Origin of the sequence: Rhodococcus sp. FH8 (assembly GCF_019266085.1) — a bacterium.
Taxonomy (GTDB): Bacteria; Actinomycetota; Actinomycetes; order Mycobacteriales; family Mycobacteriaceae; genus Rhodococcus_F; species Rhodococcus_F qingshengii.
In genome coordinates, this window is the sequence record NZ_LPNQ01000065.1 from 577,737 (window position 1) to 598,639 (window position 20,903).

The 20,903-nt window shown below is 64.0% G+C and carries 21 protein-coding genes; 16 read left to right on the forward strand and 5 right to left on the reverse strand.

Going from position 1 to position 20,903, the window contains the following annotated elements; all coding sequences use genetic code 11:
• Positions 1-40 precede the first annotated feature (40 nt).
• From ATN38_RS17155 to tuf, 14 genes are all read left to right on the forward strand, one after another.
• Positions 41-862 (forward strand): TIGR03084 family metal-binding protein, encoded by an 822-nt coding sequence (locus ATN38_RS17155; RefSeq protein WP_003941918.1) that lies wholly within the window; start codon positions 41-43, stop codon positions 860-862.
• A complete protein-coding gene (locus ATN38_RS17160) occupies positions 859-2,580 on the forward strand; it encodes an acyclic terpene utilization AtuA family protein (RefSeq protein WP_047268913.1) in 1,722 nt (573 codons plus the stop codon). The genes ATN38_RS17155 and ATN38_RS17160 overlap by 4 nt, the downstream gene beginning before the upstream one ends.
• Positions 2,577-3,725 (forward strand): acyl-CoA dehydrogenase family protein, encoded by a 1,149-nt coding sequence (locus ATN38_RS17165; RefSeq protein ID WP_042921024.1) that lies wholly within the window; start codon positions 2,577-2,579, stop codon positions 3,723-3,725. The genes ATN38_RS17160 and ATN38_RS17165 overlap by 4 nt, the downstream gene beginning before the upstream one ends.
• Positions 3,722-5,320: an acyl-CoA carboxylase subunit beta gene (locus tag ATN38_RS17170; protein ID WP_042921023.1), complete on the forward strand. Its 1,599-nt coding sequence runs from the start codon at positions 3,722-3,724 to the stop codon at positions 5,318-5,320. The genes ATN38_RS17165 and ATN38_RS17170 overlap by 4 nt, the downstream gene beginning before the upstream one ends.
• Before the next feature lie 8 nt (positions 5,321-5,328).
• Complete coding sequence (locus ATN38_RS17175) at positions 5,329-7,314, forward strand: biotin carboxylase N-terminal domain-containing protein (protein ID WP_125050499.1); 1,986 nt, start codon at positions 5,329-5,331, stop codon at positions 7,312-7,314.
• Positions 7,314-8,474 carry an acyl-CoA dehydrogenase family protein gene (locus tag ATN38_RS17180; RefSeq protein WP_003942033.1) on the forward strand — a complete coding sequence of 387 codons (1,161 nt, stop codon included), beginning with the start codon at positions 7,314-7,316 and terminating at the stop codon, positions 8,472-8,474. The genes ATN38_RS17175 and ATN38_RS17180 overlap by 1 nt, the downstream gene beginning before the upstream one ends.
• A gap of 13 nt (positions 8,475-8,487) precedes the next feature.
• Complete coding sequence (locus ATN38_RS17185; RefSeq protein WP_007728400.1) at positions 8,488-9,273, forward strand: enoyl-CoA hydratase family protein; 786 nt, start codon at positions 8,488-8,490, stop codon at positions 9,271-9,273.
• A gap of 60 nt (positions 9,274-9,333) precedes the next feature.
• On the forward strand, positions 9,334-9,945 hold the full coding sequence (locus ATN38_RS17190; RefSeq protein ID WP_003942008.1) for a TetR/AcrR family transcriptional regulator: 612 nt from the start codon (positions 9,334-9,336) through the stop codon (positions 9,943-9,945).
• Between the two features lie 83 nt (positions 9,946-10,028).
• Positions 10,029-10,577, forward strand: coding sequence for a DUF3558 domain-containing protein (locus tag ATN38_RS17195; RefSeq protein WP_047268916.1), 549 nt, complete (start codon positions 10,029-10,031; stop codon positions 10,575-10,577).
• Entirely contained in the window at positions 10,574-11,119 is a 546-nt protein-coding gene (locus ATN38_RS17200; RefSeq protein ID WP_064074181.1) for a DUF3558 domain-containing protein, read from the forward strand. The genes ATN38_RS17195 and ATN38_RS17200 overlap by 4 nt, the downstream gene beginning before the upstream one ends.
• Before the next feature lie 409 nt (positions 11,120-11,528).
• Positions 11,529-11,903, forward strand: coding sequence for a 30S ribosomal protein S12 (gene rpsL, locus ATN38_RS17205; protein ID WP_003941908.1), 375 nt, complete (start codon positions 11,529-11,531; stop codon positions 11,901-11,903).
• The gene (gene rpsG / locus ATN38_RS17210) at positions 11,903-12,373 is read left to right on the forward strand and encodes a 30S ribosomal protein S7 (protein ID WP_003941856.1); all 471 of its coding nucleotides are present in this window, start codon (positions 11,903-11,905) and stop codon (positions 12,371-12,373) included. Before rpsL ends, rpsG begins: the two co-directional genes overlap by 1 nt.
• 200 nt (positions 12,374-12,573) lie before the next feature.
• Positions 12,574-14,676, forward strand: coding sequence for an elongation factor G (fusA, locus tag ATN38_RS17215; protein WP_218748274.1), 2,103 nt, complete (start codon positions 12,574-12,576; stop codon positions 14,674-14,676).
• A gap of 125 nt (positions 14,677-14,801) precedes the next feature.
• Entirely contained in the window at positions 14,802-15,992 is a 1,191-nt protein-coding gene (gene tuf, locus ATN38_RS17220) for an elongation factor Tu (protein ID WP_003941926.1), read from the forward strand.
• A gap of 137 nt (positions 15,993-16,129) precedes the next feature.
• Here the strand turns inward: tuf and ATN38_RS17225 are convergent, their stop codons facing one another.
• The 5 genes from ATN38_RS17225 to ATN38_RS17245 are packed head-to-tail and all read right to left on the reverse strand — an operon-like array spanning position 16,130 to position 18,673.
• Complete coding sequence (locus tag ATN38_RS17225) at positions 16,130-16,693, reverse strand: hypothetical protein (RefSeq protein ID WP_054187810.1); 564 nt, start codon at positions 16,691-16,693, stop codon at positions 16,130-16,132.
• Positions 16,690-17,664 carry an Asp23/Gls24 family envelope stress response protein gene (locus tag ATN38_RS17230; RefSeq protein WP_007728390.1) on the reverse strand — a complete coding sequence of 325 codons (975 nt, stop codon included), beginning with the start codon at positions 17,662-17,664 and terminating at the stop codon, positions 16,690-16,692. The genes ATN38_RS17225 and ATN38_RS17230 overlap by 4 nt, the downstream gene beginning before the upstream one ends.
• A complete protein-coding gene (locus ATN38_RS17235) occupies positions 17,651-17,830 on the reverse strand; it encodes a hypothetical protein (protein WP_003942043.1) in 180 nt (59 codons plus the stop codon). Before ATN38_RS17235 ends, ATN38_RS17230 begins: the two co-directional genes overlap by 14 nt.
• Position 17,831: 1 nt before the next feature.
• A complete protein-coding gene (locus ATN38_RS17240; protein WP_218748276.1) occupies positions 17,832-18,209 on the reverse strand; it encodes a hypothetical protein in 378 nt (125 codons plus the stop codon).
• Positions 18,206-18,673 (reverse strand): Asp23/Gls24 family envelope stress response protein, encoded by a 468-nt coding sequence (locus tag ATN38_RS17245; protein ID WP_003941912.1) that lies wholly within the window; start codon positions 18,671-18,673, stop codon positions 18,206-18,208. Before ATN38_RS17245 ends, ATN38_RS17240 begins: the two co-directional genes overlap by 4 nt.
• A 127-nt stretch (positions 18,674-18,800) precedes the next feature.
• Between ATN38_RS17245 and ATN38_RS17250 the strand changes: the two genes are divergently transcribed.
• Together ATN38_RS17250 and ATN38_RS17255 are read left to right on the forward strand one after the other, a co-directional pair.
• Positions 18,801-20,036 (forward strand): NAD(P)/FAD-dependent oxidoreductase, encoded by a 1,236-nt coding sequence (locus tag ATN38_RS17250; RefSeq protein ID WP_232354234.1) that lies wholly within the window; start codon positions 18,801-18,803, stop codon positions 20,034-20,036.
• 42 nt (positions 20,037-20,078) lie between these two features.
• Positions 20,079-20,843 carry a glutamate racemase gene (locus ATN38_RS17255; RefSeq protein WP_218748278.1) on the forward strand — a complete coding sequence of 255 codons (765 nt, stop codon included), beginning with the start codon at positions 20,079-20,081 and terminating at the stop codon, positions 20,841-20,843.
• Positions 20,844-20,903: the final 60 nt, after the last annotated feature.

Here is a 20,903-nt window from a genome sequence, read left to right on the forward strand (position 1 = left end):
CGTGCTTGATTTTTATGGATGTGAGTGTGATGCTGGTCGCATGGCCGAACTTCAGACGTTCATCGATGACTTGCGGGCCGAAGGCGAGAGCCTCGACGCCCTGGTTGCGGATCTGCCCGAGGAGAAGTGGGCGACAATGACGCCTGCGGAAGGGTGGACCATCGCACATCAGATCGGGCACCTGCACTGGACGGACAGTGCAGCGATCCTGGCGATCACCGACCCGGACGGGTTCGCGGAGCAGTTGAAGGCGGCGTTCGTGAACCCGGCAGGGTTTGTCGACGACGGTGCTGCCGAACAGGCGGCCCGCCAGCCGGCGGAGTTGCTCGCCGATTGGCGAGCGGGGCGCACCGCTCTCGTCGAGGCGCTCACCGCCGCCCCGGCCGGAACCAAGTTCCCCTGGTACGGCCCGCCCATGGGCGGTGTCTCCATGGCTACCGCGCGACTGATGGAGACGTGGGCGCACGGGCAGGACGTTGCCGACGCACTCGGCGTCGAACGCGCTCCGACGGCGCGCATCAAGAACATCGCTCACCTGGGTGTGCGGACGCGAAACTTCGCGTACTCGGTCAACGAGAAGACGCCGCCCGCCGACGATTTCCGGGTTGAGTTGACCGCGCCGGACGGGTCGCTCTGGACCTGGGGGCCGGAAGATGCGCCGCAGAAGGTCACCGGGCCGGCGTTGGACTTCTGCTTGCTGGTCACCCAGCGTGCCAATCGCGCCGATCTCGATCTGGTCGCCGTGGGTGCCGATGCGGACGAGTGGCTCGGGTTCGCGCAGGCCTTTGCCGGACCCAGCGGTGAGGGACGAGCCGCCGTCGGATCCAGCGGTGAGGGACGAGCATCGAAGGTGGGCAAATGAGTTCGGTACGGATCGGTAACTGCTCTGGGTTCTACGGCGACCGCGTCTCGGCGATGCGCGAGATGCTCGAGGGCGGCGAACTCGACTACCTGACCGGCGACTACCTGGCCGAACTGACGATGTTGATCCTCGGGCGGGATCGGATGAAGGACCCGTCGCTCGGCTACGCGAAGACGTTCCTGCGGCAGGTGGAGGACACGCTCGGCCTTGCGCTCGACAAGGGGGTGAAGATCGTCGCGAATGCAGGCGGTCTCAATCCCGCCGGACTGGCCGACGCGTTGCGCGAGGTCAACACCAAGCTGGGGTTGAACGCGAAGATCGCCCACGTCGAGGGCGACGATTTGATCTCTCGGGCAGACGAACTCGGACTCGGCTCCCCACTGACGGCCAATGCGTACCTCGGCGCCTGGGGCATCGTCGAAGCATTGTCGGCCGACGCCGATGTCGTGGTCACCGGACGGGTCACCGATGCGTCGGTGATCGTCGGTCCGGCCGCTCACCATTTCGGTTGGAAGCGAGATGATTTCGATCAGCTTGCCGGTGCTGTCGCGGCGGGCCACGTCATCGAGTGCGGAACCCAGGCCACCGGCGGCAACTACGCGTTCTTCACAGAGATTCCCAATCTGGGCCGGCCTGGCTTCCCGATCGCCGAGATCAACGCGGACGGAACCTCGGTCATCACCAAGCACGCCGGAACGGACGGCGAGGTGAGCGTCGGCACGGTGACGGCGCAGCTGCTGTACGAGATCACCGGTGGACGCTATGCAGGCCCGGACGTGACGACCCGCATCGACAACGCAGTGCTCACCCAGGAAGGCCCGGACCGGGTGTTGATCAGCGGCGTCACGGGCGAGGCTCCGCCGCCGCAGTACAAGGTCTCCCTGAACACGCTGGCCGGGTTCCGTAACGAGGCCACCTTCATCCTCACGGGTCTCGACATCGAGGCCAAGGCCGATCTGGCGAAGACTCAGCTCGAATCCTGGCTGACGAAGAAGCCCGCCGAACTGGTCTGGACTCTCGCTCGCACGGATCATCCGGATTCCGACACCGAGGAAACCGCGAGTGCGTTGCTGCGCTGCGTGGTTCGCGATTCCGACCCCAAGGTGATCGGTCGCCCTTTCTCCGCGGTTGCGGTGGAAATGGCACTTGCCAGCTACCCCGGCTTCTCGCTGACGGCTCCGCCGAGCAACGGCCAACCGTACGGAGTGTTCACCCCCGGCTACGTCGACGCGGGATCGGTGCCGCACGTGGCCGTACTGCCGGACGGCACGCGCGTGGACATCGCTCCGTCCACGTTGACGCAGGACCTCGAACCCGTCGGCGAACCGGAGCGTCCGGAGCCGTTGCCGCCACAGACGTCGCTTTCAGTACCACTCGGCACGATCGCCGGTGCCCGTAGCGGCGACAAGGGCGGAAATGCCAACGTCGGCGTCTGGGTTCGCACGGACGATCAGTGGAAGTGGTTGGCGCACACACTGACCGTCGAGATGCTCAAGGAACTGCTACCGGAAGCAGCAGACCTGAACGTCACTCGCTACCAGCTTCCGCACCTTCGTGCCGTCAACTTCGTGATCGAGGGAATTCTCGGTCAGGGTGTCGCCTCGCAGGCGCGGTTCGATCCGCAGGCCAAGGGAATTGGTGAATGGCTGCGTTCGCGCCACATCGACATCCCGATTTCGCTACTCCCCGTAACTGACGAGAAAGAGGATTCACGGTGACCGTGTGGACCACACCGGAAAGGCTTGCGCTTCGCGAGACCGTACGCGGATTCGTGAACCAGGAGATTCTGCCGCATCTGACGCAGTGGGAGCGAGACGGCGAGATTCCGCGCGAATTGCACCGCAAGGCAGGCGCTCTCGGACTCCTCGGGGCCAGCGCACCCGAATCGGCCGGTGGTGAGGGCGGCGACGCCGTCGACTCCATCGTGATCTGTGAGGAGATGCATCAGGCAGGTGCATCGGGCGGGCTGTTCGCATCGCTCTTCACCTGCGGCATCGCGGTGCCGCACCTGATCGCGGCCGGCGACGAGGCGCAGATCGAGAAGTGGGTCAAGCCGACCCTGCGCGGCGACAAGATCGGCTCGCTCGCCATCACCGAACCCGGCGGTGGCAGCGACGTCGGCCACCTGACGACAACGGCCAAGCGCGACGGTGATCACTACGTCGTAAACGGGGCCAAGACGTTCATCACCTCTGGTGTTCGCGCCGACTTCGTTGTCACCGCCGTCCGCACCGGTGGCCCTGGTGCGGGTGGTGTCTCACTGCTCGTGATCGAGAAGGGCACACCGGGATTCACCGTCTCGCGCAAACTCGAGAAGATGGGCTGGCGCGCATCCGATACCGCGGAACTGTCCTTTGTCGACGCTCGGGTTCCGGTGGAGAATCTGGTTGGCGCAGAGAACAGCGGCTTCGCACAGATCGCCCAGGCATTTGTTTCCGAACGTGTCGCTCTCGCCGCGCAGGCGTATGCCAGTGCAGAGCGTTGCCTGGAGCTGACCCTCGAATGGTGTCGCGCCCGCGAGACTTTCGGTCGCCCCCTGATCAGCCGGCAGGCCGTGCAGAACACCGTCACCGAGATGGCCCGCAAGATCGACGTCGCCAAGGTGTACACGCACTCGGTGATCGAACGGCACATGGCCGGTGACGGCGATCTGATCGCCGAGGTGTGCTTCGCCAAGAACACGGCAGTCGAGACGGGCGAATGGGTTGCGAACCAAGCCGTTCAGCTGTTCGGCGGCCTCGGATACATGCAGGAAAGCGAAGTGGAGAGGCAGTACCGGGACATGCGAATTCTGGGAATCGGTGGCGGAACCACCGAAATCCTCACCGGCCTCGCGGCCAAGCGATTGGGGTATCAGTCATGAGTGTCATCCGGTCAACACTGGACACCAATTCCGAGGTGTACAAGACCGCAACTTCGACCATGAACACCAAGCTCGCCGAGATCGAGGTCGAGCACGCCAAGGCGTTGGCGGGTGGCGGCGAGAAGTACACCGAGCGGCACCACAAGCGGGGAAAGCTCCTGGCACGCGAGCGGATCGAACTCCTGCTCGATCAGGATTCACCGTTCCTCGAACTGTGTCCCCTCGCTGCGTGGGGGAGTGACTTCCCGGTCGGCGCCAGCACTGTGGTCGGTATCGGCGTCGTCGAAGGTGTCGAATGCCTGATCGTCGCCAACGATCCCACCGTGCGCGGCGGCACCAGCAATCCGTGGACGCTGCGTAAGGGATTCCGGGCCAACGACATCGCCATGCAGAACCGCCTCCCGGTGATCTCCCTCGTAGAGTCCGGTGGCGCAGACTTGCCGACGCAGAAAGAGGTGTTCATCCCGGGCGGGCGTATGTTCCGTGACCTCACTCAGCTGTCCGCAGCCGGAATCCCCACCATTGCACTGGTCTTCGGTAACTCGACGGCCGGCGGTGCGTACATCCCGGGCATGTCCGACCACGTCGTGATGATCAAGGAACGCTCCAAGGTGTTCCTCGCAGGCCCGCCGCTGGTCAAGATGGCCACCGGTGAGGAATCCGACGACGAGGCACTCGGCGGCGCCGAAATGCACGCTCGCAAGTCCGGGTTGGCCGACTACTTCGCCGCCGACGAGCAGGACGCGATCCGCATCGGGCGCTCGATCGTCAAGCGGCTCAACTGGACCAAGAAGGGGCCGGCGCCGCGCGCGGAGATCATCGAACCGCTCGAGGATCCGGAAGAGTTGCTCGGCATCGTTCCGGCCGACCTTAAGATCCCGTTCGATCCGCGTGAGGTCATCGCCCGTATCGTCGACGGTTCCGACTTCGACGAGTTCAAGCCGCTCTACGGTTCCTCCCTCGTGACCGGGTGGGCCGAGCTCAACGGCTACCCGATCGGCATCCTGGCGAACGCACGTGGAGTGCTCTTCAGTGAGGAATCACAGAAGGCCACGCAGTTCATCCAGCTCGCCAATCGTTCCAACACGCCGTTGCTGTTCCTGCACAACACCACCGGGTACATGGTGGGTAAGGAATACGAGGAGGGCGGCATGATCAAGCACGGATCGATGATGATCAATGCGGTTGCCAACTCCAAGGTTCCGCACATCTCGATCCTGCTCGGAGCGTCCTACGGCGCCGGTCACTACGGTATGTGCGGACGCGCGTTCGATCCGCGGTTCCTCTTTGCGTGGCCCAGTTCCAAGTCCGCCGTCATGGGCGGTGCGCAGCTCGCCGGCGTCATCTCCATCGTGGGACGCGCTGCTGCCGAGGCGCGCGGCCAGGTATTCGACGAGCAGGCCGATGCCGGCATGCGCGCGATGATCGAGAACCAGATCGAGGCCGAGTCACTCCCGATGTTCCTGTCGGGTCGTCTGTACGACGACGGCGTCATCGATCCCCGAGACACCCGCACCGTGGTGGGAATGTGCCTGTCGGCCATCGCCACCGCCCCGATCGAAGGCACCGACAACTTCGGCGTCTTCCGTATGTGAGGCACGCCGTGACAATCACTTCAGTACTGGTCGCCAATCGTGGCGAAATCGCCCGCCGTGTCTTTGCAACCTGCCGCAAGAACGGAATCGGCACGGTCGCGGTATTTTCCGACGCAGATGCCGACAGCCCGCACGTCGCCGAAGCCGATGCTTCGGTTCGCCTGCCGGGTAACACGCCCGCCGAGACCTACTTGCGGGGTGAGCTCGTCATCGCCGCCGCCAAGGCTTCGGGCGCCGACGCGATTCACCCCGGATACGGATTCCTCTCCGAGAACGCGGAGTTCGCGCGCAGCGTCATCGACGCGGGACTGACGTGGATCGGCCCGCCCGTCGAATCCATCGAGCTCATGGGGTCGAAGGTCGAGTCCAAGAAGATCATGGACGCCGCCGGAGTGCCGGTGCTCTCCGAACTCGATCCCGCCGCGGTGACCGAGGCTCATCTGCCGGTGCTGATCAAGGCGTCGGCGGGCGGCGGCGGACGCGGAATGCGTGTCGTTCGTGAATTGTCGGCGCTGGACGGCGAACTGGAAGCGGCGCGGCGTGAGGCGCAGTCCGCTTTCGGCGACCCGACAGTCTTCTGTGAGCGGTACCTCGAGACCGGTCGGCACATCGAGGTTCAGGTCATGGCCGACCGCCACGGTGCGGTGTGGGCGGTGGGGGAGCGCGAGTGCTCGATCCAGCGTCGGCATCAGAAGGTGGTCGAAGAGGCACCGTCGCCGCTCGTGCAACGCATCCCCGCCATGCGCGACAAGCTGTTCGACGCCTCGCGGCTCGCCGCCAACGCCATCGGTTACGAAGGCGCAGGAACCGTTGAATTCCTGGCTGACGAAAAAGGCGACTTCTTCTTCCTGGAAATGAACACGCGTTTGCAGGTGGAGCATCCGGTCACCGAGTGCACCACTGGACTCGATCTGGTGGAACTCCAATTGCAGGTCGCTTCAGGTGAAGCACTTCCGGACGAACAGCCGGAGATCCGGGGGCATTCGATCGAAGTGCGCCTGTACGCCGAGGACCCCGCCAAGAACTGGCAGCCGCAGAGCGGAACCGTCCACCACATCGAGTTGCCCGGTGACCCGCAAGAATTCAGTGTTCTGCGTGAGCAGGGCGTTCGCCTCGACTCCGGCGTCGTCGACGGCAGTGTTGTCGGCGTCCACTACGACCCGATGTTGGCCAAGGTCATCTCGTACGCGCCGACGCGGACCGCAGCTGCCCGGCTGCTCGCATCGACGCTGGCGCGCACCAGGATTCACGGCCTGCGCACCAACCGCGACCTGCTCGTCAACGTCCTGGCCCACCCCGCCTTCATTGCCGGAGACACCGACACTGCCTTCTTCGAGACTCACGACCTCGAGAAGCTGTCTACGCCCTTGGCCGATACCGCCGCCGAAAGACTCTCGGCGCTGGCGGCGGCACTTGCCGATGCCGCGCACAACCGGGCGTCGGCCCGCGTCATCGGCCGCTTGCCCAGCGGGTGGCGCAACCTCCCGTCGCAGCCGCAGAGCAAGAGCTATTCCACTGCGTCGGGCGAGTACGACGTCCGCTACTCCCTGAGCCGAAGCGGCGTGCTGAGTGCAGAAGGCTTCGACGACGTGCGCCTGGTATCGGCAACTGCGACCCGGGTAGTGCTCGAGCAGAGCGGAGTACAGCGCTCGTTCGACGTTGCGGCCTACGGGAGTGAGATTTTTGTCGACTCCTCGCTCGGACCCGTCGCGTTGACGGCAGCACCGCGCTTCGTGGATCCGTCGGCAGAAGTCGCCGCCGGTTCGTTGCTCGCTCCGATGCCGGGATCGGTCATCCGCCTCGGTGCCGCACTCGGTGACACCGTCACCGCCGGCCAGCCGATTCTGTGGCTGGAGGCCATGAAGATGGAACACACCGTCACCGCGCCGACTGCCGGTGTCCTGGTGGAACTTCCGGTCGCCGTCGGCCAGCAGGTCGAGGTCGGATCGGTACTCGCACGTGTGGAAGAACCCGCTACAGAAGAGGAAGCATGATGAGTTTCATCGAAACCGAAGAGCAGAAGGAACTGCGGGCATCCGTTTCCAAACTGGGTGAGCGCTTCAACTACGTCGACTACGTGCTGCCCAAGGCGCGAAAGGGGGAGCCGCTCACCGAATTGTGGAACGAGGCGGGCAAACTCGGATTCCTGGGCGTCAACCTGCCGGAGGAATACGGCGGCGGCGGTGCAGGCATCTACGAACTCGCGCTGGTGCAGGAGGAATTGGCGGCGCAGGGTGCCGGTCTGCTCCTGGTTGTCGTATCCCCGGCCATCTGCGGCACCATCATCGGCAAGTACGGCACGGCGGAGCAGAAGCAGCAGTGGCTACCCAGCCTCGCCGACGGCTCCAAGATCATGGCGTTCGGAATCACCGAGGCCGACGCTGGTTCCAACTCTCATCAGATCACCACGACGGCACGCAGGGATGGCGACGACTGGATCCTGAGCGGCAACAAGATCTACATCTCGGGTGTCGATCAGGCTGACGCGGTCCTCGTCGTTGCGCGGACCGAGGACTCCAAGACGGGCAAGCTCAAGCCTGCTCTGTTCATCGTCCCCACGGATTCTCCCGGATTCGTGAAGACGCAGATGGAGATGGACATCATCGAGCCGGACCACCAGTTCATCCTCTTCCTCGACGACGTCCGTCTGCCGGCCGACGCTCTGGTCGGCGAAGCCGATGCCGCCTTGATGCAGTTGTTCGCCGGCCTCAACCCCGAGCGCATCCTGGGTGCGTCGATGGCCATCGGCATGGGCCGTTACGCCCTGAACGCCGCAGTGAAGTTCGCCAACGAGCGCACGGTGTGGAAGACGCCGATCGGTGCGCACCAAGGTATTTCGCATCCACTCGCGCAGGTGAAGATCGAACTCGAGCTCGCCAAGCTGATGATGCAGAAGGCCGCGGTGCTCTACGACAGCGGTGACGATTTCGGTGCTGCCGAAGCCGCGAACATGGCAAAGTACGCCGCCGCCGAAGCCAGCATCAAGGCGCTCGATCAGGCGATCCAGACGCATGGCGGCGCAGGACTGACGAAGGAATACGGACTGGCCGCCATGCTCGGTGCGGCTCGTATCGCCCGCGTCGCGCCGGTGAGCCGCGAGATGATCCTCAACTTCGTCTCACAGCATTCCCTCGGTCTGCCACGGTCCTACTAGGAAGAGGCGACTCATGACGGATCAGGACAAGCCATACGTACGGTACGAAGTATCGGGCGGTGCTGCCACGATCACTCTCGACTCACCCCACAACCGCAACGCGATTTCGACGCGGTTGGTCACGGAGTTGCAGGCTGGGTTGACGTCGGCTGCCGCCGATCCGGCAGTTCGAGCGGTGGTACTCACCCACACCGGTGGAACATTCTGTGCGGGAGCCGATCTCAGTGAGGCCTCCGGTTCGTCCGCATCACCGGAGGACGCCGTCAAGGAGCGAGGACGGGGGATGCTGACACTCTTGCGCAGCATTCTCGAGCTTCCCAAGCCGGTGATCGGGCGGATCGACGGTCACGTCCGGGCCGGAGGCATGGGTCTTGTCGGGGCGTGCGACATCGTCGTCGCCGGACCGGCGAGCACCTTCGCGGTGACGGAATCACGGTTGGGTTTGGCAGCGTCCATCATTTCGCTCACGGTCCTACCGAGGCTCGACCAGCGATCTGCGAGCCGCTATCTGCTCACCGGCGAGAAGTTCGGCCAGCACGAGGCCGAATCCATCGGACTCGTCACCTCCGCGTCGCAGGACACGGAGGAGTCGATCACCGAACTGCTCGGCACCTTGCGCCAATGTTCACCGCAGGGACTTGCCGAATCGAAGTGGATCACGACGCGTTCGGTCCTGGCTGGATTCGACCGGGACGGCGAGGAGATGATCGCGCAGTCGGCTCGGCTGTTTTCCTCTGACGAGGCTCGTGAGGGCATGATGTCTTTCTTGCAGAAGCGTCCAGCGGCCTGGGCGCAGTAGAAACTGCGCAGCTGGGACACAGAAGCGCTGGAACACAGAAGTAGAAGGGATGGCGGCGCGATGACTCGAGAGCCCAAGCAGGACCGAAGTCGAGTCACGCGCTCCCACCTGCTCGAAGTGACTGTGGAGTGTCTCGCCGAACTCGGGTGGAGCGCAACGACGATGAGCGTCGTCGCGCAGCGTGCCGGGGTGTCCAGAGGCGCCATGCAGCATCACTTCCCGACCCGCGAGGACCTCATCACCGCGGCGCTCGAGGTGATGTTCGACGCCCGGATGGATCAGGCACGAAAGGAATCGACCGACCTTCCGGTGGGTGCCGGACGAACCGAGGCGATCATTTCGCGGTTGGTGGAGTACTACACCGGGACTCTGTTCAAAGCAGCACTGCAGGTGTGGACGGCCGCTGCCTCCGACCCCGACCTGCGTGCCCGCGTACTGCCCCTCGAGGAACGATTCGGGCGCATCGCGCACCGCATGGCCGTCGAGAGTCTGGGTGTCGACGACTCCGACCCGGTGACGCACCGCTTGGTACAGGCGACCCTGGACCTGGCCCGCGGGCTGGGGCTGGCTGATGTCTTGACAGACGACTCGCGCCGACGCACCGAGGTGGTCAAACAGTGGGCGGCGCAATTGGATTCCACACTTGTTCGGGTACCGGTGGCAACTCCCTGAATCGGTAGCGGCGGGGCCGGCGCCGGTGCTCTCGACGCGCACGTGGCGTGTGTCGGGGGCCACCGAGAAGTACAGTCGGCTCCATGGCCGCACGCACTCTCACTTCGATCGGGACTTCGGTATTGGTCTCGGCTGCCGTGCTCTCGGCCGTGGTCGGCTGCAGCTCCGGCGACGGGTCCGTCGATCAGCCGGGCGACGGTGCGGGTTCGCAGGCACTCGCACCTACGGATCCGGGCCCGATGTTCGCCGAATGCGGCTCGGTGACCGACGAGGAAGTTGTCAACGCCTTCAATCTCGGCACTTTTGCGACGACGACGCGCAACGGCGTCGGTTGCCAGTGGGAAGTCGCCGGTTCGAACGGTCCGAGCGTCAGTTTCTCCTGGTACCGCGGTAGCCCGATCGGCCGCGAACGGGCCGGGTCCGACCTGCTCGGACGTCCTGCCGACGACATCACGATCGGTGGACACCAGGGCTTCATCGCGTCCACGGCAGGTTCGTTGTGCGAGTTGGGTATCGCGTTCGGCGGAGACTTCGTGCACTGGTCGATCACCTACGGTTTGCTGCCACCGACCGCGGATCCATGCACGGTGGCGCGGGATCTGATGGAAAAAACAGTTTCGAGGGCACAGTGAAGTTCGAGGGCGCCGTGAAGCGCATAAGGATCGGACTCGCCTTGGCGGGGTCGCTGGTTCTGCTGACAGGCTGCGGCTCGGTGGTCACCGGGACTCCCCGTGCGGAGGGCAGCTACGGCGGTAGTGACAGCCAGGAATTCGCGAACGTCCTCCAAGAATGCGAAGCCGTCACCGACGAGCAGATCGCCGGTGCCGTGGGTGCCGACGCCGTCGGGCGTGGGTTCTTCGGCGCTATCTGCCGTTGGGACGGCATCGGGACCGCGGGTCCGATCAAGATCACCTTCAACTGGTTCGAGACGGGCACCCTCGATCACGAGCGCGCTGCATTCGAGCACCTGGGATACGTGGTGGCGAAAATCGACATCAACGGCAGTGGCGGGTACCAGGTTCGCCAGCCGGCCGATCCGCAGAGCTGCGGGGTGAGCGCGAGCGCACCGGCCGGGGGAGTGTTCGGTTGGTGGGTCACCGAGCCGCAAGGCGGCGCGGATCCGTGCGAGGCTGCGGCAAAGCTCGGCGCGTTGACGTTGAACCGCAGCATCTGATCGCGACCGGTCCGGCTGCGTGGTCTGAGTGTGCAGCCAGAGTGTCTGGTCAGAGCGTGAGGTCACTATCACCGTGGCCTCACTTTGACCTCGTGGCGCGCCGACAGGTATCGTTATGGGTCGTGTCCGGCATGCCCGGGCCGATCTGTGTGCCTAGCTAGGTATTGCCGTGCGCGCGTTCGAGCAGAAACTGCTGATGAACGAGCATCCGGCTGCCTGTGTGGGGGTATGCGACACGCCCGACCTCGGGGGCAGTGCGCGGCATGAAAGTGCTGAGTACAGACTCTGAGGTGGGTGAGGAGCAGCAGCTCTCTTGCTCCAACTGCTAGATCCCTAATTTCAGAACAGCCACGTTTTCGAACGGCCCGAGTTCGCTCGAGCAGTCTGTTCGTCACAAGAAAGCCGGTAAATGCCAACCATCAACCAGCTGGTCCGCAAGGGTCGCCGCGACAAGACCGCCAAGGTCAAGACGGCAGCCCTCAAGGGCAGCCCGCAGCGTCGTGGCGTGTGCACTCGCGTGTACACCACCACCCCCAAGAAGCCGAACTCCGCGCTCCGTAAGGTCGCACGTGTTCGCCTCACGACTTCGGTCGAGGTCACCGCGTACATCCCCGGTGAAGGTCACAACCTTCAGGAGCACTCCATGGTGCTCGTCCGTGGCGGTCGTGTGAAGGACCTCCCGGGTGTCCGTTACAAGATCATCCGCGGCTCCCTCGACACCCAGGGTGTCAAGGGTCGCAAGCAGGCACGCAGCCGCTACGGCGCCAAGAAGGAGAAGAGCTAATGCCACGTAAGGGCCCCGCTCCGAAGCGCCCGCTCATCAACGACCCGGTTTACGGTTCCCCGTTGGTGACGCAGCTCGTCAACAAGATCCTGCTGGACGGCAAGAAGTCCACCGCAGAGCGAATCGTGTACCAGGCTCTCGAGCAGGCACGCGAGAAGACCGGCACCGATCCGGTCGTCACCCTCAAGCGCGCCCTGGACAACGTCAAGCCTGCACTCGAGGTTCGTAGCCGCCGCGTCGGTGGCGCTACCTACCAGGTGCCGGTCGAGGTTCGCCCCGGTCGTTCCACCACGCTGGCACTGCGCTGGCTGGTCACCTTCTCGCGTGCACGTCGTGAGAAGACCATGGTCGAGCGTCTCGCCAACGAGCTCCTCGATGCCAGCAATGGCCTCGGTGCAGCTGTGAAGCGTCGCGAAGACACTCACAAGATGGCCGAAGCCAACAAGGCATTCGCCCACTACCGCTGGTGATGTAAAGCGTCGGAGCAACTGCCATCGGGTGGGGCTCCGACGCTTGTCGCCGTTGGCGGCCTGATCATCGCGACGGATTCCGGACGCAGGTGGCCAGGTTCGCCTCGGCAGAGACATAATTGAAAGACCATGGCCCTGACGGTGGAACACACCGATAAGGCCGACACCCGAAAACCAAGCAACGAGCGGGGAAGAAACCTGTGGCACAGGAAGTGCTGACTGACCTGAACAAGGTCCGCAACATCGGCATCATGGCGCACATCGATGCCGGCAAGACCACCACCACCGAGCGCATCCTGTTCTACACCGGTGTCAATTACAAGATCGGTGAGACGCACGACGGTGCGTCGACGACGGACTGGATGGAGCAGGAGAAGGAACGCGGCATCACGATCACGTCTGCCGCCGTGACTTGCTTCTGGAACAACAACCAGATCAACATCATCGACACCCCCGGCCACGTCGACTTCACGGTCGAGGTGGAGCGGTCGCTGCGCGTGCTCGACGGCGCAGTTGCTGTCTTCGACGGTAAAGAGGGTGTCGAGCCGCAGTCCGAGCAGGTTTGGCGTCAGGCTGCCAAGTACGACGTTCCGCGCATCTGCTTCGTCAACAAGATGGACAAGATGGGCGCGGACTTCTACTTCACAGTCCAGACCATCATCGACCGCTTGGGCGCGAGGCCGCTCGTTCTCCAGCTGCCCATCGGCGCTGAGGACGACTTCGACGGCGTCGTCGACCTGGTCGAGATGAAGGCCATCACCTGGCGCGGCGTGGTCCCGACGGGAACCGCTCCGACCATCGAGGAGATCCCCGCGGATCTCGTCGAGAAGGCTGCCGAGTACCGCGAGAAGCTGCTCGAGACGGTTGCAGAGTCCGACGAAGCTCTCATGGAGAAGTACTTCGGCGGCGAAGAGCTCACCATCGAGGAGATCAAGGGCGCCATCCGCAAGATGACGGTCGCCTCCGAGCTGTACCCGGTTCTCTGTGGCTCTGCGTTCAAGAACAAGGGCGTTCAGCCCATGCTCGACGCGGTCATCGACTACCTTCCGAACCCGCTGGACATCGGCGAGGTCATCGGCCACAAGCTCGGTGACGAAGAAGTAGAGATCACTCGCAAGCCGAGCAAGGACGAGCCGTTCTCGGCTCTCGCCTTCAAGATCGCTGCTCACCCGTTCTTCGGCAAGCTGACCTTCGTCCGCGTGTACTCGGGTCGTATCGATCCGGGTGCTCAGGTGCTCAACGCAACCAAGGGCAAGAAGGAGCGCATCGGAAAGCTCTTCCAGATGCACGCCAACAAGGAGAACCCGGTAGACGAGGCCGTAGCCGGCCACATCTACGCAATGATCGGCCTCAAGGACACCACCACCGGTGACACCTTGTGCGATCAGGCGAGCCCCATCGTCCTCGAGTCGATGTCGTTCCCCGCGCCGGTCATCCAGGTCTCCATCGAGCCCAAGACCAAGTCCGACCAGGAAAAGCTGGGCGTCGCGATCCAGAAGCTCGCCGAAGAGGACCCGACCTTCTCGGTCGAGCTCGACGAAGAGACCGGTCAGACCGTCATCGGCGGTATGGGCGAGCTCCACCTCGATATCCTCGTCGACCGCATGCGTCGCGAGTTCAAGGTCGAGGCGAACGTCGGTAAGCCGCAGGTTGCGTACCGCGAGACCATCACCAAGAAGGTCGAGAAGCACGACTACACCCACAAGAAGCAGACGGGTGGCTCGGGCCAGTTCGCAAAGGTCATCATCGCTCTGGAGCCTTTCGTGGGCGAAGACGGTGCTACCTACGAGTTCGAGAACAAGGTCTCCGGCGGACGTATCCCGCGCGAGTACATCCCCTCCGTGGATGCCGGTGCGCAGGACGCGATGCAGTACGGTGTTCTCGCCGGCTACCCGCTCGTGAACCTGAAGCTGTCGCTGCTCGATGGTGCTTACCACGACGTCGACTCCTCGGAAATGGCGTTCAAGGTTGCCGGTTCGCAGGCACTGAAGGAAGCCGCCCGCAAGGCCGGCCCCGTCATTCTCGAGCCGCTCATGGCTGTCGAGGTCACAACGCCCGAGGAGTACATGGGCGACGTGATCGGCGACCTCAACTCCCGCCGTGGCCAGATCCAGGCCATGGAGGAACGCAGTGGTGCCCGTGTCGTGAAGGCGCTGGTTCCGCTCTCGGAGATGTTCGGTTACATCGGTGACCTGCGGTCGAAGACCCAGGGCCGAGCGAACTTCTCCATGGTGTTCGATTCCTACGCAGAGGTTCCCGCGAACGTCTCGAAGGAAATCATCGCCAAGGCGACGGGCGAGTAAGCACAGCGAGCTCCCCAGCCCGCGCCGGCAAGTAACCTCGGTTTCTTCCGGCACGAAGCACGACCTAGTAACAACCAACCGCACTGCTGCATACGGCAAGCAACAACAGTCCAGGAGGACACAAAGTGGCGAAGGCGAAGTTCGAGCGGACGAAGCCGCACGTGAACATCGGCACCATTGGTCACGTCGACCACGGCAAGACCACGACGACGGCGGCCATCACCAAGGTTCTCGCGGATGCATTCCCCGACCTGAACGAGGCTTCGGCCTTCGATCAGATCGACAAGGCTCCCGAGGAAAAGGCTCGTGGCATCACGATCAACATCTCGCATGTTGAGTACCAGACGGAAAAGCGCCACTACGCGCACGTCGATGCACCGGGTCACGCCGACTACATCAAGAACATGATCACCGGCGCAGCTCAGATGGACGGCGCTATCCTCGTCGTCGCAGCTACCGACGGCCCGATGCCCCAGACGCGCGAGCATGTCCTGCTCGCTCGCCAGGTTGGCGTTCCTTACATCCTCGTCGCCCTGAACAAGGCCGACATGGTTGACGACGACGAGATCCTCGAGCTCGTCGAGATGGAGGTCCGCGAACTGCTGGCCGCTCAGGAATTCGACGAGGAAGCCCCCGTCATTCCGATCTCGGCACTCAAGGCACTCGAGGGTGACCCGAAGTGGACGCAGTCCATTCTCGACCTGATGGCTGCTGTCGACGAGTCCATCCCGGACCCGATTCGTGAGACCGAGAAGCCCTTCCTCATGCCCGTCGAGGACGTCTTCACGATCACCGGCCGTGGCACCGTTGTCACCGGTCGTATCGAGCGTGGCGTTGTCAACGTCAACGAAGAGGTCGAGATCGTCGGCATCAAGGAAACCTCGACCAAGACCACGGTCACGGGTATCGAGATGTTCCGCAAGCTGCTCGACTCGGGCCAGGCCGGCGACAACGTCGGACTGCTCGTTCGTGGCATCAAGCGCGAAGATGTCGAGCGTGGACAGGTTGTCGTCAAGCCGGGCACCACGACTCCCCACACGGAGTTCGAGGGCCAGGCATACATCCTGTCGAAGGACGAGGGCGGCCGCCACACCCCGTTCTTCAACAACTACCGCCCGCAGTTCTACTTCCGTACCACGGACGTTACGGGCGTCGTGACGCTGCCTGAGGGCACCGAGATGGTCATGCCCGGTGACAACACCGAGATGTCCGTCAAGCTGATCCAGCCTGTCGCCATGGACGAGGGCCTGCGCTTCGCAATTCGCGAAGGCGGCCGTACGGTCGGCGCCGGCAAGGTTGCCAAGATCATCAAGTGAGACTCTTGTCTCGCTAGCTGATTCACAGCACTGAAAAAGGCGCTCATTCCCTTCGGGGAGTGAGCGCCTTTTCTGTGTCTTCCATCGGGTGGCCTGTGATCGAGTGTTCGGTGATCGGGTGCCTGCGTGCTTCTTACTTACTTGTTGGCTTCCACCCGGTCGAGGTGCAGCAGAACCTGTACTGCGACGGTTGAGCCGTCGAGGCTGCGCCTGGTTGCGCCGGCGATGCGTTCGGCCGAAGCGGTGAATCCGGCGACGTCGATCGACGGATCTGCAGTGACGACAATCGACAGCGTCGGCAGTCCGCGATCGACCGTCGCTTTGCTCTTGGTGCTCCGCACGCCGGTCAGCTGAGCGAGTTCGGCCGCTACGCCGTCTGCGACGGGTCCGAGATCCACGCTGACGTCGGTACCGGATTCGTTGTGCCGCAATGTGACTGCGCTTGTGCGGCGCCGGCGAAGGTTCAGGTACAACAGCCCGAAACCGGCGAAGACACAGAGGACGAAGGTGCCCGACAGTACCCAGTGCCACCACGGCTCCTCCGGAAGGCCGAAGAGGACCTCCCGATCGAAGCGTGACACCCAGGTTCGAATCAGCGACGCGCCCGCGTCCCACGCGATGGCGTATGCGCCCGCCGCGAGGAGTGCGATTCCGACGATGAGGACGATGATCCGATCGACCGCGGAGATCCAACGGTTCACGAGGCGTCCTTTCGTCGTACTACAGTTTCTCGCACGACAACCGAAAGTTGCAGTGGCCGCTGCAGTATCGCGAGGTGGGGCCGAACCGCCGCGTCGACGGCTGCGGCAAGTTCAGCTCGATCGCCACCGGTCGATTCGATGTGGACCTTGACGTGTTTACGGTCGACGCTGGTGTGAGCCGAGCCGACGCCGGGAACGACCGCTGCGTGGCTACTGCACAGACGTGCAATGTCAGTCGGCCGCATCCACACCGTCGATGCGCTCGGGTTCCCGAGTGGGACATGGGTTTTCGCACGGCGTTTGATCGCCGACATTATCAGGACAACACCCGCGACAACGGCAGCGATTGCCACCGGAAGTAGCCACGGTTGCCAGTGCAGACGAGACGTCCACTCCACGGAGTTTCGGATCCAGGGTGCCGATTCGAAAGTTCCACGGTTGATGAACCATTCGCGCGAGACGACGAAGGCGAGTGCGAGTAGACCACACGCGATGACGACGGCCGAAACCGCGGCCGCCGGGTTCGCAGAGGGGACACGCGGCGGAATCGGATCCGAGAGTGCCTGCTGTGCCGGGCCCTCCGCGATCTCGACGCCGGAAACACAGGAGTCGTCAGAACCCTCGGTTGCCGCGATCATCACGTTCATGTCGTGGAGTGGAAGCCCGGTCAGCGATTCGACGCTGCGTCCGACTTCCGTTCGCACCCGGCCGGTCAACTCGGTGACCGAACACGGCCAGGACACGGCGAGGAAGAGATTGATGGCGACGGCGTCGCTACCCATCGAGATGTCGGCTCGCGGAAGGTCGCGTCCTGTCAGGCGAGTCAAGCCACCGGACTGGCGGACCACCCCCGGGACGTTCACCGCTGCGGCCGTGGCGATCTTGGCCATCGCACGGTCCTTGATGACCAAGGAGCCGCGTAGACCAGGATCGTCCGCTGCGCTGGGATCGGACGGCTCAGCCACGGCCACGGCTTCGGAGGATCGCGCCGAGGTCGAGATGTCCGTCGCGGTGTGCTCCGATCGCCATACCGGCGGCGCCGAGCAGGACTGCGAAGACGAAACCGCTGAACCCACCCATGATTCCGGCGAGTGCGAGGAGCAGACCGACCAGCAGTCCGACGGTGGTGCTGTTCATGTCAGTTCCCTTCTCGAATGTTCGGTGCAATGTCTGTGACGGTGGCAGGCTCGGTGACTGCGTTTTCGGCATCAACGGGTAGATATCCCGCTGTCGACAGGTCGCCGACGGTCACGTTCACCGGTACGTCGACCAATCTCGCCACCACCGCTCGTACGCGCTCGGCGACGCTGCGAACGTCGGCCGGATAGTGAACGGAAATGTGTACAGCACAGGAGTTTTCGTCGAGGACGACGCCGGTGATGCGGCGTCCGGGGAGGTAGGTTCCCACTTCGCCGAAGTGTCCTCCGTGCAGATCTGCCACTTCCGGGATGGCAAGAACCGCGTCGGCGACTACCTCGGCCGCGTCGATCTCGCGGCCGGCGTCGGCGGTACTCACTGAACCCTCGGCTTGGCTTCCGGATCGGTACTGCCGCCGCTCTCTGCATCCTCGAAGAGCATGACGTCGAAGACGGTGATGTTGACCTCGGTGACCTCGAGACCCGTCATGCTTTCCACTGCGGCAATGACGTTGCGGCGGATACCTACCGCCAGTTCGTGGAGTGCGACGCCGTACTCGGCGACAATGCCGATGTCGATGGCGGCTTGTTTCTCGCCTACCTCCACCGCCACGCCCTGGGCATGGTTGACGCGGGCGCCCGGTATGCGGTCGCGAAGTGCCCCCACCGCACGCGCTGTGCCCCCGCCGACGTCGTACACGCCGTTGATCTCGCGGGTCGCGATACCGGCGATCTTGGCGACCACGGCGTCGGCGATGATCGTCTTACCCTGGGTGCTGACTAGTTCCGCGCCACCGTCGGCGCCGAATCGGACGCTGTTCTTTTCACTGGAATCGCTGGTCATGGGGGCTCCCTGCTCATGTGTCAGTGCGTGCGTCTGAAGTACCTCCAACTGTAGTGACTGGTAGGTGACCATGCGGGATGCACCACACCTACTCCGGCATTTGGTATGGCAGAGTCGGAGGCAAATAGTGACGGCGTTCATAGTGAGCGCTGCAAGTGACGTGGGTCGGACAGGGTGGTACGTGGTGGCACGGATAGTGATCGTGGGTGCGGGTTTGTCGGGACTGCGGACCGTCGAGGAACTGCGACGAGCTGGTTTCGAAGGTGAATTGACGCTCGCGGGTGGGGAAACGCATCTGCCCTACGACAGGCCTCCGTTGTCGAAGGAAGTGATCCGCGGCGACAAGGACGAGACGACCTTGCGTCCGGCCGAGTTCTACGTCGAGAACAAGGTCGATCTCAAGCTCGGTTCGCCGGCAACCTCGGTGGACACGGTCGCCAAGTCGGTGGCGTTCGCGGACGGATCCACCCTGGACTACGACGAGTTGGTCATCGCGACCGGACTGACTCCGCGTCGCATCTCCGGCCTTCCGGAGTTGTCCGGAGTGCACGTTCTGCGCTCCATCGAGGAAGCGTTGGCCCTCCGCGCCGACCTTGCTCCCGGTAAGCGTGCGCTGATCGTCGGGGCCGGCTTCATCGGCTGCGAACTGGCCGCGAGCATGAAGTCTCACGGCGTCGACGTCGTGTTGCTCGAACCCCAGCCGACGCCGCTGGCGTCGGTGCTCGGCCCCACCGTCGGCGCCCTCGTCGAACGTCTGCATCGGAACGAGGGCATCGACGTCCGAGTCGGTACGGGCTTGACCTCGTTGTCCGGCGACGGAGCGGTTGCCGCTGCGACCTTGAGTGACGGTTCGGAAATCCCGGTCGACGTGGTCGCGATCGGAGTCGGTTCGGTGCCGGTCACGGAATGGCTCGACGGTTCGGGGATCGAACTCGACAACGGAGTGCTCTGCGACGGCGTCGGCCGCACCAGCACCGAACACGTCTGGGCGGTCGGCGACGTCGCGTCCTGGCAGATCGGAGATCGACGCAAGCGTGTCGAACACTGGACCAATGCTGGGGACCAGGCCAAGATCCTGGCGGGAGCGATCACCGGAACGGGTGATCCGGATGCGCCGGCGCAGGTTCCGTACTTCTGGAGCGATCAGTACGACGTCAAGATCCAGGCATTGGGGACCGTCGCACCCACGGACACCGTTCACATCGTGAAGGACGACGGCCGAAAGTTCGTCGCCTACTACGAGCGCGACGGTGTGCTGGCAGCTGTCGTCGGCGGCGGTAGCGCGGGAGCTGTGATGAAGATGCGCGCGAAGATCGCAGCCGGCACGCCCATCTCGGACGTGTTGGAGTCCACACCGGCCTGAACGGATGAGGCAGGACCGGTTCCGAGGCGATAGATTTGTGCGGTGATCGTTGCACTCATCGACTCGGGACTGGGCCTGCTCCCTACCTCTGCGTGGCTCAGACGCCTGCGCCCGGATCTCGATCTTGTGCTGTCCCTCGATCCGGACGGCGCCCCCTGGGGGCCCAAGCCCGAGCCGTGGGTCGTCGACCGGGTACTCGGTGCGGTGCGGCGGAGCCTCGATCGTGGGGCTCAGGTCATCGTTCTTCCATGCAATACCGCGAGCGTCACCGCTCTCCCACACGTCCGCGAACTGGTCGGACCGGGTGTGCCGGTCATCGGAACGGTGCCCGCGATCAAGCCCGCGGCCGCCGCGTGCGATTCAGTGGCGATCTGGGCTACCGCCGCGACGACTGCCAGCCGGTACCAAGCCGATCTGATCGAACAGTTCGGCAACGGCGCCAAAGTCGTCGGGGTGCCGTGCCACGGCTTGGCCGATTCGATAGACCTCGGTGATCGTGCAGCCGCACTTGCAGCCATCGAATCCGCAGTGGCCCGGACGCCGGACGACGTCAACGGCGTTGTCCTCGGCTGCACGCACTACCCACTGCTCGCGGACCAAATCGCAGCGCGGCTACCCGCCGGTGTCACACTCTTCGACAGTGCCGAAGCCGTTGCACGACAGACCCTGCGGCGGATCGACGGGCTCGGTGACGCGGGTGAAGGATCGGGAACCGTCGAGGTTTTCGTGAGTGGACGTCCGGGCGCGCTACCGCCCAGCGCCGAAGCCTTCGACGCCGGGCGGTTGTTGGGCGCGATCAAAGCCTGATCCAGCCTGCAGCCAGCCATTCATCAATGGGCAGCTACTCCGCTCTGTCAATGGGCGGCT

Excerpts from the sequence above, each read along its gene's own strand:
- ATN38_RS17155 (WP_003941918.1), top strand. The coding sequence starts at position 41 with ATGGCCGAACTTCAGACGTTCATCGATGACTTGCGGGCCGAAGGCGAG.
- rpsG (WP_003941856.1), top strand. The coding sequence starts at position 11,903 with ATGCCACGTAAGGGCCCCGCTCCGAAGCGCCCGCTCATCAACGACCCG.
- ATN38_RS17195 (WP_047268916.1), top strand. The coding sequence starts at position 10,029 with ATGGCCGCACGCACTCTCACTTCGATCGGGACTTCGGTATTGGTCTCG.
- ATN38_RS17160 (WP_047268913.1), top strand. The coding sequence starts at position 859 with ATGAGTTCGGTACGGATCGGTAACTGCTCTGGGTTCTACGGCGACCGC.
- ATN38_RS17180 (WP_003942033.1), top strand. The coding sequence starts at position 7,314 with ATGAGTTTCATCGAAACCGAAGAGCAGAAGGAACTGCGGGCATCCGTT.
- ATN38_RS17235 (WP_003942043.1), bottom strand. The coding sequence starts at position 17,830 with ATGAACAGCACCACCGTCGGACTGCTGGTCGGTCTGCTCCTCGCACTC.
- rpsL (WP_003941908.1), top strand. The coding sequence starts at position 11,529 with ATGCCAACCATCAACCAGCTGGTCCGCAAGGGTCGCCGCGACAAGACC.
- ATN38_RS17185 (WP_007728400.1), top strand. The coding sequence starts at position 8,488 with ATGACGGATCAGGACAAGCCATACGTACGGTACGAAGTATCGGGCGGT.
- ATN38_RS17170 (WP_042921023.1), top strand. The coding sequence starts at position 3,722 with ATGAGTGTCATCCGGTCAACACTGGACACCAATTCCGAGGTGTACAAG.
- ATN38_RS17245 (WP_003941912.1), bottom strand. The coding sequence starts at position 18,673 with ATGACCAGCGATTCCAGTGAAAAGAACAGCGTCCGATTCGGCGCCGAC.
- ATN38_RS17190 (WP_003942008.1), top strand. The coding sequence starts at position 9,334 with ATGACTCGAGAGCCCAAGCAGGACCGAAGTCGAGTCACGCGCTCCCAC.